Genomic DNA, 19,484 nt, shown 5'->3' on the forward strand with positions numbered 1-19,484 from the left:
GCCGCGTTTTTTGACCTCGCCTGACCAAAAAATATTTCCTTAAACTATAGAACTTTATTTTTGCATCGTTCCTAAGAAAACACCCGAAGGATGCATTCGGGTGTTGCCCACTCTACAAAAGAAGTCTCTAGTATCTTATCCTCTAAGTAAATGCACTATTTATTTTGGATGAGATTTGTTCTCTGACGAACTTCAAAATTTATCCCACAGGAAATTAGCATCGTTCGCTTTTTGAATTTCGATGCATATCGGAACCTTAGTTACTCGATATTTTTTAAGTAAAGTCAGGGTGCGAATATCGCCGAAATAATGTATCAGATATTTAGAGGTTGAGGTACTAACGACTTTGATATATAACTTCAAAATATAACAACAAAGGGTTGATAACGCGCTGTTATCAACCCTTTGTTGTATCATGTGTTGAGCATTGGCGCCTATTTTTGAAAAAGCGTAATTAAACGGTTTATGCTTATGTTTTGCCCTATCTGACAAGTCTTTCCAAAATCAACCTACTGTGCAAAAAAAAGAATCGTCAGAGGTGGTGCAAAACAAAGCAGCAAGCGCCATAAAATCATCGCAAGGTGACTTGCCTCCTATTCAAAGTAAACAAGCTCCCGTGCAGGCAAAACAGGTTCCCATACAAGCAAAACAACGCCCCATACAACGCAACACTGGTAGTAGCAAAAGCAGCGGCAATGTAAACGAGGCGCAAGTAAAAGCCAACGTGAGTAATATCATGGGGGTAGATGTAACCCAAGCCAAGGTAAACTATAACTCTGGCAAACCCGCCCAGCTCAAAGCCGAAGCCTATGCCCAGGGCAATACTGTAGAAATAGCCCCTGGCAAAGAAAAGCACTTGGGGCACGAACTCGCCCACATTGGCCAACAAGCCCAGGGAAGGGTACAGCCTACCATTCAAGGCAACAATGGCATAGGCATTAACAACGACCCCAAGCTAGAGAAAGAAGTGGACGACATTGGCGACCAGGCAATGAGTATGCAACCTACCCAAATGAAGCAAAACAATACGATGAAATCGTCAGTGGGCAATACCCAGCAAGGGGCACCAGTGCAAGGAAAATTTGAGTATGACAATGGCACCGATTTGTCACAACAAGCGGCAAACAAAATTATAGAAATGCTCAAAGATAAATCTGGGCTTGAAGAATTCAAAGCAAAATTCAATGATGACGAGACGCATGATTTTGAACCTTGGATTTATAGTATGGAACTTACCATGAATAAAAAGGTATGGAAAGATATTCAATACTATGTGTTCATAAAAGATAAGAAAGATGTAACGTTATCAGAAAACGAGTCTTATGAATTAGACCAACAGCAAAGCAAAAGGAAAGAAAAACGGTTAAAACAAAACAGGGTAAAAGAAGAGCAAGATACAGAGTTTGCCAGGCGAGTAGACTCTGGGACAGAACTGAGCACCCAACAGGTAAAAAATACATTTACCAAAGTATTAAGAACGGATATGACAGGGCTAGGTAGGCTTCTTCAGCTAGATGAAAGGTCTCTGCGTACCGATTCTTTGACTATGGCAAAAGCAAATTATAAAAATATTAAATTAGGTTTTGAGTCATCTTACCCTGGGTATCAATTCAAGAAAATATCGACTATTAGAGACACAGAGGCGCTTGAACAAGAAATTACGAGGTTAATCAATGATAAAAAGTTGATTAGTAATGATGCCATGCGAGATATCAAAGATCACTGGGATCAGATACAAAAATCAAAAAACATGAAACAAGAGGAGCTTGACAAGCTACTGTATGGCGCCAGAAATTTTCAAGACTATGTCAGGATACGCCTGGCACAAAAACGAGAAAAAACGGCTCGAGTATGGGGAGGAGCAGCAAAATCTCTTATTCTTGCTCGTAATCGTCTGGCTGAATTTAACGTGATGGATAGAAAATTAAATCCTACATTCCGTCAAGGTCAAGAGAGGCGCAATAACATGAAGATAGCGCAACAAGGGGTTGCCCGACAGACCCAACAAAAGATACACGAAGAAGGACGAGATGTACAAGGACGCTTGGCGTATAACCTGATGATAAAATCAGGGCAAGATATATTCAATGAAATTGCAGGAATAGATTCAGACAATGCCGGAGATTCTGCTGGAAGGGTAGTGGGTGTTGCCAAGACCATGGAAAACATAGATGGTATATTTGGTCAGGCTGCTTGCCACGACGATGCCCAACGTATCCTTAAGTTGATGTCGAGTCGTCGAAAGTTTAAAAACGAAAGCAGGGTACAATCTCAGGAGATAGCCCAGGAGGTAATTACTAAAATAACCAAGCAAGTAGAAAGCTGTAAGAGCAAAAAGAAAATAGTTAAACTCACTAACTACAACAATCACTCTTTGTTGTTGATGGTAGGGCAAGATGATTCTACCCAAATGTATGAAACCTATGCAGGTCTCAATTCTACCAAGATTATGCAAAATGATATTATCAGAGAACATATCGCAAGCGAATCTAATTTAGGGGCTGCTTTGCAAAAATATGTGTTATCTATTGCCGATACAGATAGTTTAACAGATACCAAAAACTTATTACAGTGGGAGGTACACGAAGCCACCAACAACGAAACTTTCGAGCAACGCATGGGTGAACACATGCAAGAGACCACTACTTCGTTCCATATTACTAACTCTATAGTGAGCATGGAATATTCACAGTTACGTGGTGACTCTAACGGTGATTTGTTTGATACTACCAAGTACAAAGACTTGTATATTCCTTTAGCAAAACTAAATAACTCTGCAACAGAAATATTCAACCTACATGATGAAGGAAAGTCTTCTCAACTGCAGGCTGGTCAAATATATAGGATGAAGCACTACTCGAAGTGGTTCAGGGCTAAATACAATGGAGTATCTCAAAGCATAGACATACCTAGTTGGATGGGAGAATGTGGACAGTTTGAAATTACAGAAGTGGGGACAGGTTGCGATAGAGTAGAAAGAAGGCAAGAGCCTGTCCTTAAGCGTAGCATTACTGAAGTAATGATGTGGATAGTGGGTGATACATCAAAAGAAGCCAGGGCTCCGTTCAGGGAGGCCATTGACCAAACTGGCAGCGAATGGGTAATCAAGAGAGGACAAGATAGAGATAAGAAGGTGGTTATTGTAAGTGATCCAGAATGGCAAACAGCCAACTTTGCCCGAAAAGTTACTTATAAAATAGTTTAATTTCTTATGTACACCCGAAGCCAACTCTTCGGGTGTTTTTTATAACAAACAAAAAAAACTGAGCGATAAAACCGCTCAGTTTTGTTCATTGACTTTCTACATTCCATCTAATCAAAAGTTAAACTCTAAACTCTATCATAGGAATAGTACAATGCTAACAGGCATCCGGATGAGTGTTCATAGTCTAAGGAAATCTAAACGTAACATGGTTGTTGGGCTAAACTATTGGGTGCAACCCAGCCTAAGCTGGGTAGTGCACCACTGTGTTCATAAGTGTTGTAATGTTCATTATTTTATAGTGTTCTTAAGTAAATTATATTTATAGTGCTTTGTAAAATTATATTTAGAACGGCATGGTTGACCGAAAACTAGTGCACTGGAAACTAAATTCCTATCATATTATTCGGAGTATTTAGCCCGCTTACTTTACTTCAAAAAGCTTACGTAGCTTTGGCTATGCGCACTTTTTGAAGTGCGTCAGCAAACAAAATACCCTCGAATAAATAATATATTTATTTAATCCCCAATGCACTAGTAATTCTATTGTTCCGCGGCGCTGATTGCTGGAATTGTTGGTTATTGTTAGAGCAAAGCTCTTAACTGTTGTCGCTTCGCTCATTGTTCCGCTTCGCTTGTCGCTTATCGCTAAAAGCTTGTCGCTAATTCAAGCTGCTTAATTTTGCTCCATTCATCAAATAAAAATTCCGCTATTTTGCGGGTGCCTTTCAAAGCTCCGTTGGTAAACTTTTGCTCGGCACGTCTATTATAATTAGTGTTCGTGTTAATGTCGTATACATAAAACTCCCCCTCTTCAGACTCTAGGTATTCTATAGAGGCAACTTCTACTTGATTATTTTGTAAAAATTGCTCGAAACGCCCCAAATAAGGATGTTGGAAGTTGTCTATAATCTTAAATTTCTCTTTAGGCTTGCCCCCATTTTCCAGCGCCCGGTTGTTGCAAGCATCGGCAGGGCAAAGCTCAAACCCTTGAGAGGTGTCCACTTCAACCGCATAATAAAGTTGCCCATTTATAAACTCTACCCGATTGATGTGTCCACCTTGGGGCTTGATATATTCTTGAATAAGGTAAATACCGTCTACCGACGCCAACACATTGAGATAATCGTCCAAGGCAAGCTCAAAACTCTTAAGCGAGTTGAACAATTGCACCCCCAAACCCTTGCCACCACGGTTGGGTTTTACAATAAAAGGAGCATTGCCCAATTTGCGGGCAGCATCCAGCGCCGCTTGTTTGCCACTTACCACGTAGGTTTGGGGAGTTTTAATGCCGTGTTGCTGTAGCGTAATGTGCTGTTTGGCTTTGCTTTCTTCCAACCTCAAAGCCGCCGTTCCATTGATCACCCGCCGTCCGTGGGCTTCTAACCAAGCCAGAATCGTTTCGGTAAACTCAATGGCAAATCGATGGTTGCGGGTATGTGATGAAGCGCTCATTCGGCTAAAAAATATGCCTTCAGGGGGTGGTTGAGTAAGGTCAATGCGCCCTTCGTGGATAAACCAACTTTCGTAGGGCACCCCCAATAGTTCCAACTCTTCTTTTAAAGGCTCAAACCATTCATTATTTTCGTGTAAAATGTAAACTTTTGGCTGTATATGTTGGGTATTATTTCTAGTTCTGAGTTCCATTGTATTCAGTGTTTGTAGTGTGTTTAATGTATCTACTTTAGCAGTTGGCACATTTAAATTTTGATATAATTTTATTGTATTTGAGAAACAATCATTCTAATATATGATTGTTATAACCAAATGTGCGAAACTTTATTTCCTTGGTAAGAAAAGGTTTCGGTGTTTTGGAGAACCGGAAAATAACTAGCAAATTTTGTGAGAGGTGGCATACCTTTACTACAAAGGCGTTACCTGGAAGTCAAAAAGTAATTTGCTGCATTTAATGGTGTATTGGTTTTTAGTGTTTACCAACAACAGCAACAGCAACAACAATTTGCGAAAATTGAATGGTGAGTGAGGGCTCGATGAGCGCTTTTGGATGTGTATACTCCGTTTGTTTGTGGAGTGTTTGCGTAAGATTTAAATTTCTGTGTTGTCATAATGATAATTAATTTATTTTTCCCATTCATTATACTTGGGGCAGGACTTGGCACCGTTCTCAGTAGTTGATGATGGTTGCCAGAGGGTCTAGGAGCCTGTTCTCTCACCTCTTCTCAATAAATCAATTCTCCGTGAAGTGAACTGATGATGCAAATGTATGGCAGCGATTTTTAAAAACCAAACTTCTCGTAAAAATATTCGATGTTTTTTTCAAATTTGATTCTACGCCTTCTAAATATTACTTGTACGAATAACTGGTTGGTTGGGCACAAAGATTCGTTTTACAAAGGCTTTAACAGTTCTTTAACGATGGTATTTTTTTTATAATCTTCCATCTCCCTGTTTTTGAATGATTTGATAGCTCCTGCCGATCTGATAAACAACCCTTACAGCCTTTTATAGCAGCTTTGTTAAGTGAGCAAACCGTTAGTCTGATGTTAGTGAAATTCCTTTTTTAGCAACAAGTGATGTATGTTTTTGAAAAAAAGTAAAAAAAAATGTCCATCGACGCTACAAAACTTTGGTATATCTAAAACATACGCCTCTTGGGGTTCCAAAGGCTATAATTGGATCAATAATATTGTAACAAATTATTAGGTGAGATTGACTAAAAAAACACCCATGAGATCATTATCTGCTATCATATTATTAATAGGGCTATGTGCCCAAATTACTTATGCCCAGCTGGGTACAGTATCGGCACCACGTCCGGTTTTCCCGGCCAAAGAGCAAGTCGTTCAACATATGTTTCCTACATTTAGCTGGATGCCACTATATCCACAAAAATATACTGCTACTTATGAGTTCAAACTTGTAGAAACAATGGAAGGTCAATCGCCTCAAACAGCTATTCAGGCAAACCCACCATTGATTACAAAAAAATACCTGCGCCTGCCTACTTTTACTTACCCGGCGTCAGCACCTGCCCTTACCAAAGGCAAAGTGTATGCCTGGCAAGTAATTGCTACTTATTATGTAGGTGTCAACGAATCATCAGTTCCTCGTAAACTAGCCAGCGAAGTATACAGTTTTCAACTTGAAAAACCCCGCCCTACTACGTGCATCACGCTATTGACCGAACAACCTGGTAGCCAACAGTTTTATGTAGTAAACGATTACAAACTACGGTTTAACCTGGCTGCCCAAAACCATCAGGAAGTAAGAGCGCTTCAATTTACCATTACTAATAAACAAGGCGAAAGTATTACCAATCATCGTGTTGTTCCAGTAAAAGCCAAAGATGCAGAGGGACAGTACATCATTCCTTTGCGAAAGTATGCTGCGTTTAGAAAAAAACGCACTCGACATCAGATTTATGTATTGAAAGTAAATACGCCTGAGGGGAAAACCTTTCAAGTAAATTTTACAGCTAAATAAAGCAATCCATTAAAACCCATTGTCTCAAAATGAAAAACCAAATACTCGTTATTTTTAACCTACTCCTCTTATTAGGAGTAATCGGTTACCTGGCACTACAGCCCACCCAAAATCACCGGATTGCTTATGTACGTTCTGCCGAACTCATGGATAAATACTTAGGAGTAAAAGAAGCACAGTTGCAATACAACAAGCAGTTAACTGCGTGGAAAATAGGAGCAGACACCCTAGAGAAACGCGTAAATGCCACGATGAACTTTATCAGCCACCAAAAAAACAGCTTGAATGATCAACAGCTGAAGCAGCTGCAGGTAGAAATGCAGCGAAGAAGAGCAGACCTGGACCGGTACCAGTTGAACATACAAAAAAAAGCAGCCAACAAGGAGCAAAAACTTTTTGGAGGAGCGGTGAAACAGATCAATAGTTTTGTAGAGCAATACGCCAAAGAAAAAGGCTATAGTATGGTACTGGGTACTACCAATACAGGCAACCTAATGTATGGTGACAAAGCCCTGGACATTACAGAAGAAGTATTGACTGCACTTAACAAAAGTTACAAACAATGAAACGGAGTTTAGTTTATCTAATGGCTTGGGTGGGGTGTTTATGCTGTTTTACCAACTGCCAACAAGTGATCAAGTCGCAGGCTGCCCTATACAAGTGGGTGCACAATGCCGACAATGGATTGATAAAAAAGAAAACCGTGGGGCAAGTGAAGCTCAGCATGAAGTATTTGCCCCCAGAGTTGCTGGTAAGCAAAGAATTGAGAGGAAAGTACAAAAACCGCAAGGTGGTAGACAGCTTGCTGGCTCAGTACAAAAACGGGCGTACTTTTCTTCTAAACCTTACCTTGAGCAGTGAGGGAGACAAAGCCTCGGTACAGGATATCTTGTACAAAGATGCCAACTCTTATAGCGCCTACAAGCAACGAGCAATGGAAATGAACTTTAACATGGCACAATACATTCGCCTAAAGGCAGGCAACAAAGTAATGAAGCCTGTCATTGCCAACATGGAAAATACCTATAGCCTGACCAAAGGTCGTAATATTTACCTGGTGTTTTCGGGTGATGAGGCAAGCAAGCGGGCATTAAAAAAAGCCAAAAAACTAGACATTACTTTTACCGATCAACTTTTTGAAACAGGAATTCATCATTTTGTATTCAATACCAACGACTTAGACAATATACCACAGGTAAGCTACCTGCATAAATAAAGTGATACAATGAAACGGAAACAAATCAAAAAATTCAAGCAAAAAATCATACGTGTAACGTCGTTATTTCTGGCGTTCAACATAGTGGTGGATACCATATTTGCCGGGGCAGCTTTTGCCCTTACCTCTGGTCCTTCGTCGCCGGAGTTTGCCAGTTTCGAGCCTGTGGCCACGACCAATATGGTCAATACTTTTACGGGCGACTTTACCTATAACTTGCCGGTGTTGCAAATTCCCGGACCCGACGGAGGGGGGTATGCCATGTCGTTGGCTTACCATAGTGGCGCCAACTCTGAAGAAGAAGCTTCGTGGGTGGGCTACGGCTGGACACTCAACCCCGGCTCGGTGAATCGCAATGTGCGTGGCTTTCCTGATGATTACAAAAGTGCTCCCATAAAGCAATACAACAAGATGCCTGTCAACTGGACCACCAGTGGTACTTTGGCTACCGGGCTTAAGTATTTTGGTACTAAGAAGGTATTGAAAAAAAAGAAGTCAAACAATGCTCTGGACAAGAAACAGAGCATTCCTGCCACAAGTATTGTAAAGGAAGTGCCAGATATAGACAGAGTGAAGATACAAGCAAATTACCTGCGAACTTTACGCTACAATAGTTACACTGGGTTGGCTGCCTTTTATGGCATTGGGGGCAACGCTTTTGGGGTAGCAAGCTTCAATATGCAATCTGGGGCGCAAGGAACTACCTGGGGGTTTGGTATAAACCCTATGGCGTTGTTTAGGGGAGAAAAACTTGTATTTCCTGGACAGGTTCACAAAGTCTGGAGTTGGAATAGAATTTTGAGAACAGAGAAAAACCGAGCATTGTCTGACTTAACCTCTGCTCGTTTGAGTACCAGTTTTGCCATGTATTCTTTTTCCGAAAATATACCAAATGCCAACGTTGAAGAGTTCGATGCGACCAATTATAGCCTGGAAGCGGGGCTTACTGGTACCCCTGGCAATGTGCCGGTAGGAATGGACGTGACTACCAAAGGGGTATTTTCTATTTATACCCACAAAGAGTCAAGCGACGAAACCGTGAATGGCTACATGCACAGTACCAGCCAACAAGACCAACGCAACGATTATTATGTAGAAAAAAGCACCCCTTATAGCAAACGAGATGTGTACCTGGGGATTCCTTTCAACAATGCCGACCAATACATGATCAATGGTGAAGGTGTAGGAGGAGGATTTAGGTATTACCAGAAAAAAATAGGGCATTTCTTGCCTCGCTATGTCAAAAGCAGGACTAAAAAACGCAACCTGGGCATAGACTTTAATGTAGGGGTAACCGTAGGTGTAGGAGTAACCATTGGTTTAGGCGACCAAAAAACCGAAATCACCGACTGGAGAAAAAGAAGTGCTACTACCAATGCCTTAAGCTTTGACCAACAGGGGGTGTTCAGGTTCAACGGCGACAAAGCGGGTAGTGTAGAGTATACGCCTGCCAATGCCGTTACCGGTAATACCAACTTGTCTACTGCCAACATTAGCAGTGGTAAAAAAGTCAATGTGCCAACAGAGTTTACTACTCACCTCAACATCGACAAACTCTCTAACTCTTCTTACATCAACTATCACAAAAAATCGGATCCAACATTTGATTACACCCGGATAACCGGGCTGGACAACAACGTGACGGCGTCGAACCCTGAGGCCATTACCGAATTGGAGGTAACCAACAAAAACGGGGTGCGCTATGTATACGGGGTGCCCGTGTTTAACCGCAATACCAGCAACTTTCAGATAGACGCCACCTCGGCGAATACCCAAATAGGCAACAGTGAATTTTTGGCTTACCGCCCAATTGCTTTGGAGCAAACAGGAGGAAAATATAACCTGGACTTGGACAGTTCTTCGGTGCATGACTACCCCAACGCCAAGGTAGTAGGCGAAATACGCCCAATGCCTTATGCTACTAATTATTTGCTTACTTCTATCAACACTCCAGATTATGTAGATGTGGGCAACGACGGACCTGATGCTAAAGATTTTGGCGGATGGACAAAGTTTGACTACCATAAAAAATATGGGGCAGGTACCGGAGCTCCCTGGTACCGATGGAGGATTCCTTATAATGGCTTGTTTTACGATCAAAACCAAAACTCGGACAAAAAAAGCCGTACTGGTACCCTCTCTACTGGCGAAAAAGAGGTGTATTACCTAAAGGCCGTAGAAACCAAAACCCACATCGCCTATTTTGTCACCAATGCGAGCGACGCCAGCCGTTGGAGCGGAGTAGCAGGTGGGGTAGACGCCAACTCTCCCTATATCCAGGGGTCGGGCAATGTGCGCAAGGATGGTTTGGGAGCAAAACACTTGAGTAGTGACAGTGACCCGGCATCGGTAAAAGGTACAAACAATCAGCCAGTAAAAGGTGAAGAAAGGTTAGAGTACCTTGAAAAAATTGTGTTGTTTTCTAAAAAGCAGCTGGACAAACCACTACAAGTGGTACACTTTGCCTATGACTATAGCCTGGTGCAAAATGTACCCAATAGTGACGATGGTTCTTTTCCTCGTCAAAAAACAAGTACTACTTCAGGCAAACTTACTTTGAAGAAAGTATGGTTTGAGTTTGGGGGCATATCAAGCGGTAAAACTGCGCCTTATGAGTTTGTATACAAATACAAGGTGAAAAATGAATTTGCCAAAGAAGTAAGAGACGAGTACGGCGCCATTGTGAATGAAATGAGCGATAAGCACGGAGAGTACGCTCAAAACCCTGATTATACCCCTTACTATTTAGGCCCTTGGGGGAACATTCAGTTTGATGGCAAAAACAGAAAGCTAAAGAAAATGCCGTGGATAGATCAAAAGCCAAGAACCACCGCTGACTATCATACGTTTGACCCTGCCGCCTGGCAACTCAAGCAAATTAAGCTACCCTCTGGAGGGGAAATATTGGTGCAGTACGAACAAAAAGACTATAGCTTTGTGCAGAACCGCCGCCCAATGACTATGGCTCCACTAAAAGAGGCGAACGATAGTCACCTGATGCTCAAAAATTATAGCTTGACCCCAAGCTATGTGATAGATGCCACTAGTTTGGGACTTGACCCCAATAGCCCTGACTTTGCCAACGAGATAGACCAGCAAGTGGCGTTGATGCAAGATTATTTTGTGACCAATGGCGAAAAAATCTATTTCAAGTTTTTGTACAACCTGTATGGTCCTGGGGTACCTGTGTTGAACGACTGTAACTCGGAATATGTCACTGGGTATGCAGCCGTGGGCAGCGTTAGCCGGGAAGGAAGCACAGGCATACGCATTACCTTAAACGGGGTAACGGATGACAACGGAAGAGCGTCAGTGCCACGTCAGGCTTGTTACGATTTTTATACTACCCAACGCCACGGCTTCGATTGTGAAGGGAGAAAGCCATTTGGCAAACATGTATATGACAACCGAAAAGAGCTTGCCAATGGTAATATTTTAAACTCAGCTACTACAGTAAATAACCAAATTGCGGGTTTGATCAAATCTACATTTGACGAAAGTATTCCCAAAAAAGAAGATGTGGGGCGTACCCTGGGTAAGGAACTGTCTTACCTTAAAATTCCTATGATTAAGGCCAAAAAAGGAGGAGGAGTAAGGGTAAAACGATTGTTGATGTATGATGCGGGTATAGAAAACGGAGATGCCAACCTGTATGGGCAAGAGTTTATTTATGAAGATTTCTTGTTGGATGGAAGCGGTAACTTTAAGCAAAAAATAAGCAGTGGAGTGGCTACCAACGAGCCCAGCACTGCCCGCGAAGAAAACCCCTTGGTACGTTACCTGCCACGCAAGGGGCAGCAATGGTATAGCCGACTCACCGCCGGACTGGACAGAAAGCAGTTTGAAGGGCCTTTGGGTGAGTCGTTATTGCCTGGCGCTTCGGTGGGGCACTCAAGGGTCATTGTACAAAGCATTCATAAAGGCAAAACCGGGACTGGTTTTTCGGTCAATGACTATTATACCGCCAAAGACTACCCTTATGACAAAATATATACTTACACCACTGAAAATAAGGATTTTAAGAACATCCAGGAAAAGGGGGTAGACCATACCAGTTTGGGCGAAGACCGAAAGCGTATGACTAACACCACCATACCATTGGGGCTATTTTATTACTCCAATTCTCAGGTGCACCTTACCCAGGGTTATCGTTTCATTATTAACCAAATGCACGGGCAAATCAAGCAAGTGGCGAGCTACATGGGTACGTATACCGGGCAAGCACTTGAAGCAGTGAAAAAGTTTGCCGGACAAACCTATGAGTATTACGAACCTGGCGAAAAAATTCGTATGCTACAGCCCAATGGCGATGTAACTTGGGAAGTGCCTGGCAAAGAGATCGATATTACGATGGAGCGTCGTTCGGCGCGCAACCGGAATATTAGCGCTGACTTGTCAGTAGACCTTTCGGCCACATTTATTGTACCTCCACTGCCTATTTACGTATCGCCTTCCTTGCGTTTTGAGTACATTACCCAGCGCATTAGCACCCATGTTACTTCCAAAGTCATTCGTTATCCGGTGATTTTGAAAAAAGTCAGTGCTTTTCAGGATGGGGTAACCAACGCCACCGAAAATGTAGGTTTTAATCCTCATACCGGGGAGGTAATATTGACCCGTACACTAGACGGATTTCATTCTACCGAAACAAACCCGGTAAAGGTCAATGGCCAGGATTTAAACGGAGAAATTTATGCTTTGACCGTACCTGCCTCGTGGAAGTATCCCGCCTTGGGGCGAAAGTACGAAAAAGGACAAGTAAAAGATCGTTTTAACCAATTGGGCGCATCGGTAGGCTCTATAGTGACTTACGGTGCCGAAGGCAACCCGTTTAAAATAGCTGGGAAGTGGCGCATGGATAAAAATGTGCTCAGCGTAGGTTTTCAAACTTTTAAGAACAATTGGGCAACCAATGCTTCGGCAGGAGTAAAAGCGCAGTATGGCTTGACTGATGCCGACATTATCAACGCATTGGATAAAATCTGGCGACCTCACCAAAGCTATACCTACCGTGACAATGTACAATCGTCTGACCCCAGGGTAAATACAAATAACCGGATTTATAAGGGTGGGGTAATATCGAGTGTAACATTGCCTTCGTCGAGCGATTGGGTGGCAACTCCACCAACTTTTGGCAACAAGTGGATTGCTTCTACCGAAGTGACAATGTATTCGCCACATGGCAATGCATTGGAAGAGAAAAACCCCTTGGGCATATACAGCTCGGCAAGGTTTGACAATGAAGGAATACTGCCTACGATGGTGGCAGGCAACGCCCAATATGCCTCTACTTATTTTAGTGGCTTCGAAGGACCAGGCTTTGCCAGCAAGGGGCACTCCGGACGCTCGCACAAAGCCTTGAGTAGTACCGAAAAAGGGTTATTGGTGAATGGTGACAAAATAATCAAAACCAACCAATTGGAAACCAAAGGAGGCATCGTAAAACTGTGGGTACACCACGATTATGACCAGAATGAACTCAAGGTAAAGTTAAGAAATGCAGCCGATGGGAACAACGGTGAAACCAGCGCCAATGAGTATGCCCTCAAAAAGGTAGCACAAGTAGGCGAATGGGTGTTGTTTAGCGGAAAGATTGAAGGAGCCGCGTTTAGTTCGTTTGCTTACAGCGAGTTTGACCTGGAGGTAAGTTCTTCGTTTGTCGGAATCCTAAAAATAGATGATGTAAAGTTTCAGCCGGTAGATGCTCAAACCACTTGTTATGTATACGACCTTAAGTCGTTACGCCTGATTGCCCAGTTTGACGATGAGCACTTTGGTTTGTACTATCAATACAATGATGAAGGCAAGCTCATTCGTCGCTTGATTGAAACCGAACGAGGAATGAAAACGGTACAGGAAACCCAATACAACCAACCCAAACGACCTAGAAAATGAAAGTGATTGTAAGAGTTTTATTGACAGGACTATTACTCTGGACAACAGTCCAGGGTAATGCCCAACCTGGGAACAAATATTATCAGGCGTTGCAGAGCTTCATGAATAAAATGGAGAAGGTGCAGTTTCCTAAACCAGGGCAGCACTACCTCATGCAAATGAGCATTAAGATGATACCCAAAACTAACCTGGCGGTGTACCAGGGAAAGGTAGAAAACAAAGAGGCAGAAGTGAAGATGATTGTGGGTACTCATCAACTGATTTATGAAACCAATCAGGTAAGCATTTATCAAGATCGCGAGTGGTTGTTTCAGGTGTTTCATCCCCAAAAACTGATTTTGCAAAAAACTACTCCCAAAGGAGTGTTTAATCAACACTTGGCGTATGCCAAAAAAACAACCCAAATGCAAAAAGAACTGTTTGCTCAAAGTACAGTAACCTCGGTAAAAGACGGGATGTATAAGGGACGAAAAATAAAGTTGATTACAACCACTTTAGCGGCTCAGGCACAAAAAAAGTTCAGGGTAAAAACTGTTACCTATTTTTTTGATATGCAAAAGCAAAAGCTTGAAAAACAGGTAGTAAAGTTTACCAACGCCCACCCATTGGCAGGGCAGGAAATAGTATACCTACAACTGAACCCTAATTATAAAGGCTATGTGCCCACTACTGCCAAAGCAGCAGTCATGAACAGCCAACAACGGCTTTTGCCTAAGTTTAGAGGGTATTCTATAGAAACAAATCACTAAACATGAAACTTTTGGTAAGGATCAAATCATTGAATCGCATGAGACAAGCAAAATACTTATTGATACTAGGGTTGTTGCTATACACGGGCTTAGCCTGGGCACAACAGCCTACCTATAAGAATGGGCACTATACAAATACTGTTATAGCGAAGCCAGCAAATAATGTAACCAAAACTTTGTTATTGCCTGCTACCCATCCCACCACCAACATTGCCAAAACCTTGTTAAAGGTACAATTAGACCTGGGCGAAACCTATACTTATGGCGATTTAGGGTTTGATGCCAAGGTAGACGTAGCTGTCTTTGGCGAAAACAGTAGTGGGGTATCAGACAACCTTTGTACCTCTACTTGCCTGTTGGAAATTAGCCAAAAGGTGCCCGAAAGGTTGTACCATTTTGATTTTACTGATAAGATCAACAAAGCAAACCCTGACTATAGTCAATTTAGAGTAGTAGTAGGTTTGGCTAAAATTGTTTTCCCTTTAAATACGCCCCTAACCCCTGCCCAGCAAAGTACTACGCTTGCCGAAATGCAGGCAAACTTGCGGGTAGTGGCAAGTTACGATATCGAGTATAATATAACAGCCGCAGGGGTGGCAGCCAATAACCTAAAGGCTGCTATTACGGGCAAAACGGCTACCTTTACCTGGAGTAGTGACCAACACATGCCCAATTATCAATTACAGGTATTGCGGCTGCACAACTATGCCAACCCTGACAACAATAGTTTGGCATGGACAAATTGGGTAAGCACCATTGCTACCGAGTATGCTACCACGCTTACAGTAGAGGCATTGAGAGATCGGATCAAACAAGAAACGGCTGTGTTGACTGAAGTAGACTGGAACCGCGCTTTGACGCTTGAAACCCAAAGCAGTGACAAAACAGTGCAGCTTACTCTAGCCGAAGGCACAGGGTACTATGTATGGCGGGTACGCCCTATAGGTACTCAATACAAAGGGGGCATTGCCAATGCCAAAAACTGGGGGCAATGGTCGCATGCCGAAGTACCCGCCAAGTTGGGGACTATGGTATTGTTGGATTTAAAAAATGGAACGATCAAGCCCAAAGACAAGGACGGCAAAGAGTTGAATGTTTTTCATTTTACCGACAACGACGAGACCAAAGGACGGAGCTTTATTTATTCCCGAACTTTTACCGAAGGCAATCGCACGAGCGAGAGCATTACCTATGCCAACAAACTAAACCAGGTCAAGCAAACCCAAACCTATCTGCCTTCTAAAAAAACAACCATTGTAACCCAACAAATGTACGATTACAGCGGGCGCCCGGTGATGGCCACTTTGCCCGCCCCGCTGCAAAATCAAGGCTTGAAAGGGTACTACGAAAATTTGGTGAAAACCCAAGGCACTACTCCAGTAGATAGAAAGTTATACCGCCCCAAACACTTTGATAAAGATGTGAACTACCGCAATCCTACCAAAGTAGACCAAAGTGCAGGCAATCCTTATAACTATTATACCGGAAAGAACAACATTCCTGATGCCGAAGGCTACGCTTTTACCCGTACCTTGTTTTCGCCCGATGGTAAAGTAAAAGAGCAATCGGGGGTAGGCAAAACCCACATGATTGGCGGGGGAGGCAAAACGGTGAAAACATATTACTCCACCGCTACCGAGACTGAACTAATTCGTTTGTTTGGCGATGAGGCACCTGCAGCAAGCACGGTGATCAAAACCATTAACATTGACCAAAATGGTACCGCAAGTATCAGCTACACCTCTAAAGAAGGTAAAGTGATTGCCACCTGTTTGGCGTACCAGGAGCAAGCCAATATGAAAGCACTTGATAGTACCGTTGTTGATACTACTACCGAAAAACTGCTCATCAATGCCCACTATAAAAGTTTTAACAAAACCGTGGCAAGCAAGCGCATTCATCTGATCAATCCCAGTCCGCTTACCTTTAAGTACATGCCTACTTGTACCGACTTGACCGGGTGCAAGTTTTCTGTCACTATTTTGATTCATAGATTAGACGACGAAACTACCACCAACTGGGCAACTGCCACTACGGCTACCGCTGGGCAAATAAGCTGGGGAAGCATCAATGGAAGCATGCTGAGCAGCCAGGCGGCCAATGCTGTATGCAATACTACGGTTGAGTTTGCCAACTTGACCTTACAGCCGGGGAGTTACCTGATCGAGAAACAACTGACCCCCATTGGCTTGATGGGCTCTCAGCGAGTACCTCCATCGGTGCTAAACAACCAGGCAAATATATCGGGCAGTATCCAGCCTTTGATTGCCTTGCTTACCAAGTGGATGGACGATGTAACCTGTAATAGTAAAATCGATACTTTTTTTACAAAGGTAAAGGAGCTTGAGCAAGATTTGAATCAGGCAAAAACCGGAACAGTCACTTATGCATCGTTAGACAGTAAATATGGCAGTGATTTGGGGCTGGGCGCTGGACAAACTTTCTTTGGCGAAGAGCATGGCATCAAGTTACTGGAGCCGTATGACATAGAAATTAACAACCCAGGTTGTGGCACCATGCGCATTCCTATCAATTTATCCACGGTGTTTGACTTTAAAAATATGACCTATGGGTTGAATGACCAAACAGGAGATGGAGTACATAAAGTAAATCCTTTTATTCAGTTTGTGTCACGCAAGACAGAGTTTTACCCCGACCTGGAAGGCTTTGCTTACAGCTTTTTCTGGAAGGTAGTGCCCGAAGATATTTCAGACCTGCCTACAGTGATTGCCGAGGCAATTGCTAAAGGAAATGGTCAGATTTTGACCGAAGCTCAGTTTGAAGCCTCCCACATATATTTAGGAAATGACTTAAACCCCGCAGAGTTAGCTTTGCTTGGTGGGTATACGCACGCCCAGGTAAAACAACGGGTGAAATACATTTACTACAAGTTTTTAGCCCCTTTTATGAAAGGATGGCACGAGCCAGGTACTTTTAGTTTAATGATTAAACACATGCTCACCGATACCTACAATGCCAACGGAAAAGACAAAGACGGTCAGGTGGTAGCAGATACACTGGAAACCCGCAAAGATGGTTGTGGCAAAGATTTAAAGCTAAAGGTGCATAGCAGCGATGCCAGTAAAACTGCCCAGTATTATGCCGAAGACTTGCTGGAGTGTTGGCAGTCGGAGCTTGCTAAGCTGAAAGTACAAGTAAACCCCGATGGCAGCGTGGATGTAAACTATCAGGCAGGTTCGGGAGGAGTCTCTTCTGAAGTAGATGACCGCAGCGGTGGCAATACAGGCGTACATGACAGTGCTTTTGATGATGCCTTGCCCAAGATTCCAGTGGTACGTTGGTTTTTGAAGTGGATTTTGAAAAGCAAGCTGAGTAAAAAAATGCGTGACCAACAAACCGGAGCTGGTACCAATAACAACAGCGACAATAAAATAGAGATCGCCTATGAGCAACACTTGGTCGAATCGTTTTTGAACTGCACTGGCTATCGTTTTGCCAAAATATTGGATGATCAAGACTTTACTCAAGGTTCGCATATGCCTTTAAAAAGCGATACACTGGCTACTTTGCCTGCCGAACAAATCAGCACGGGCAGTGTAGATGAATACTACCAAAAAATGTTGCAAGACTCTACCCAAATCGTAGAGCGCAGGGCTAAAACATACAATGGTGTAGACCGTGGCTATTACCCCGATCGTGCCTGGGGAGTAATGATGGGTTCTCAAAATAAGTTTGCTTATATATTAGATCCAGTGTATGCCTTCAAGTATTTTCAATACCGCATGGACAGTAAAAAAACGGTGGAAGTGTTGACTTGTTATAAGGATTTTAACGGATGCAATTACTGTGGCATTGGAGAAGTAACCTGTGACATTACCAGCAAAGACTGGACAACCACCCAACGTGATGTATACTTGCAAATGATACGCAAGTTCAAATCAGGAGGTGTTACGGGCACTTACCCGGCAATGATAGATGGGAAAGATTTTGCGGCGCCTACCTATATAGAGCCGAGCGGTGATGTAAAACTTTGGGACATTGCCAACCCTGACACTACCTTGAACGCAGCGGCATATTATACCCTGACAAACAACGGTTTTAAAAAGCCAAACGGTGAACGGTACTTGACCATGGTGGAGCTGCAAATCAATAAAATGAACAACGACGTAGTCAGATTTTGCGATGCCAATCGATTGGTGTTTAGAAAAATGTTGGTAGACAGCCTCAAGAAAAAATGCTACACAATTATAGACTGTAAAGGTGATGAAACCGATGACGATCAAATATCAGAAGAAGACATCAATACCTTGGTAGAGGTCATGGTAGAAGAGTGCAAGCGCCGAGCTATGGTCACCTCTTACCATCGCAAGGTGGTAGAGTGCAAGTTTCTAAACGATGAAACCAAGACTTACCAAGTACCTGTGATTGAGTATGGAGTAGGCGGAGGAGATGCTACCGGGGCGAGCGATGCCAAAATGTATTACCGAAAACAAACGCTCGACCAAAGCACTAACTTACCTAAAAGTGTAGACCAAAACAGTGAAATATTACAAGACAACAACATTACCCTGAGGAGTAAAAACTATAAGGGCGAAGACATGGTGATCAAGGACTTTACCGGAGCCACCATTAGTTATTTCGAATGGTTGCGTTTTTTGGAAGTAACCACCATGGGGCCTCTGGTTGACGTGCCTACCGTATGCAATGGACAAAACATTGCCTCTACCCTGGACGACAACCCCGAAGGAGTAAAAGGAATCAATACCGACAAAGCCAACAATTCCATGACCTCGCCCAATAAGCCCATGGGAGAGCATTTGTCGCCACTGACCCAACGCATAGTAGAAATGACCACCGAAGAAGTGGTAGAGAATGGCACCACCGTGACCAAAAAAATGGTTCGGGTGTTTGACCTAAACCCTACCACGGGAGTAAAAACTTTGATACAGGAGTTTGAACAACAATAAGTAACAAAGAAGCCAACAGGACGATATTTGCCTGTTGGCTAAAAAAATGA

8 protein-coding genes and 1 riboswitch are annotated in these 19,484 nt (G+C 42.9%); of the genes, 7 read left to right on the plus strand and 1 reads right to left on the minus strand.

Annotated elements, in window-relative coordinates:
- Positions 1–514 precede the first annotated feature (514 nt).
- Positions 515–3,205 carry a DUF4157 domain-containing protein gene (locus Q0954_RS21695; protein WP_299460318.1) on the plus strand — a complete coding sequence of 897 codons (2,691 nt, stop codon included), beginning with the start codon at positions 515–517 and terminating at the stop codon, positions 3,203–3,205.
- Positions 3,206–3,850: 645 nt separating this feature from the next.
- Here the strand turns inward: Q0954_RS21695 and Q0954_RS21700 are convergent.
- Entirely contained in the window at positions 3,851–4,849 is a 999-nt protein-coding gene (locus Q0954_RS21700) for an alpha-L-glutamate ligase (protein WP_299460321.1), read from the minus strand.
- A gap of 429 nt (positions 4,850–5,278) precedes the next feature.
- Positions 5,279–5,392: riboswitch (SAM riboswitch) on the minus strand.
- 498 nt (positions 5,393–5,890) lie between these two features.
- On the opposite strand from Q0954_RS21700, the gene Q0954_RS21705 reads away from it, so the two are divergent.
- From Q0954_RS21705 to Q0954_RS21730, 6 genes are read left to right on the plus strand one after another with little or no spacing between them, the layout of a single operon-like run.
- Positions 5,891–6,646: a hypothetical protein gene (locus tag Q0954_RS21705; protein ID WP_299460324.1), complete on the plus strand. Its 756-nt coding sequence runs from the start codon at positions 5,891–5,893 to the stop codon at positions 6,644–6,646.
- A 29-nt stretch (positions 6,647–6,675) separates the two neighbouring features.
- Positions 6,676–7,212, plus strand: a complete 537-nt coding sequence (locus tag Q0954_RS21710) for an OmpH family outer membrane protein (RefSeq protein ID WP_299460327.1) — start codon at positions 6,676–6,678, stop codon at positions 7,210–7,212.
- Entirely contained in the window at positions 7,209–7,862 is a 654-nt protein-coding gene (locus Q0954_RS21715; protein ID WP_299460330.1) for a hypothetical protein, read from the plus strand. Before Q0954_RS21710 ends, Q0954_RS21715 begins: the two co-directional genes overlap by 4 nt.
- Before the next feature lie 9 nt (positions 7,863–7,871).
- Positions 7,872–13,757, plus strand: coding sequence for a hypothetical protein (locus Q0954_RS21720; protein WP_299460333.1), 5,886 nt, complete (start codon positions 7,872–7,874; stop codon positions 13,755–13,757).
- The gene (locus Q0954_RS21725) at positions 13,754–14,506 is read left to right on the plus strand and encodes a hypothetical protein (RefSeq protein WP_299460335.1); all 753 of its coding nucleotides are present in this window, start codon (positions 13,754–13,756) and stop codon (positions 14,504–14,506) included. The genes Q0954_RS21720 and Q0954_RS21725 overlap by 4 nt, the downstream gene beginning before the upstream one ends.
- A 38-nt stretch (positions 14,507–14,544) precedes the next feature.
- The gene (locus Q0954_RS21730; protein ID WP_299460338.1) at positions 14,545–19,434 is read left to right on the plus strand and encodes a hypothetical protein; all 4,890 of its coding nucleotides are present in this window, start codon (positions 14,545–14,547) and stop codon (positions 19,432–19,434) included.
- The last annotated feature ends 50 nt before the right edge of the window (positions 19,435–19,484 follow it).

This window comes from uncultured Microscilla sp. (genome assembly GCF_947493425.1).
Classification (GTDB): Bacteria; Bacteroidota; Bacteroidia; order Cytophagales; family Microscillaceae; genus Microscilla.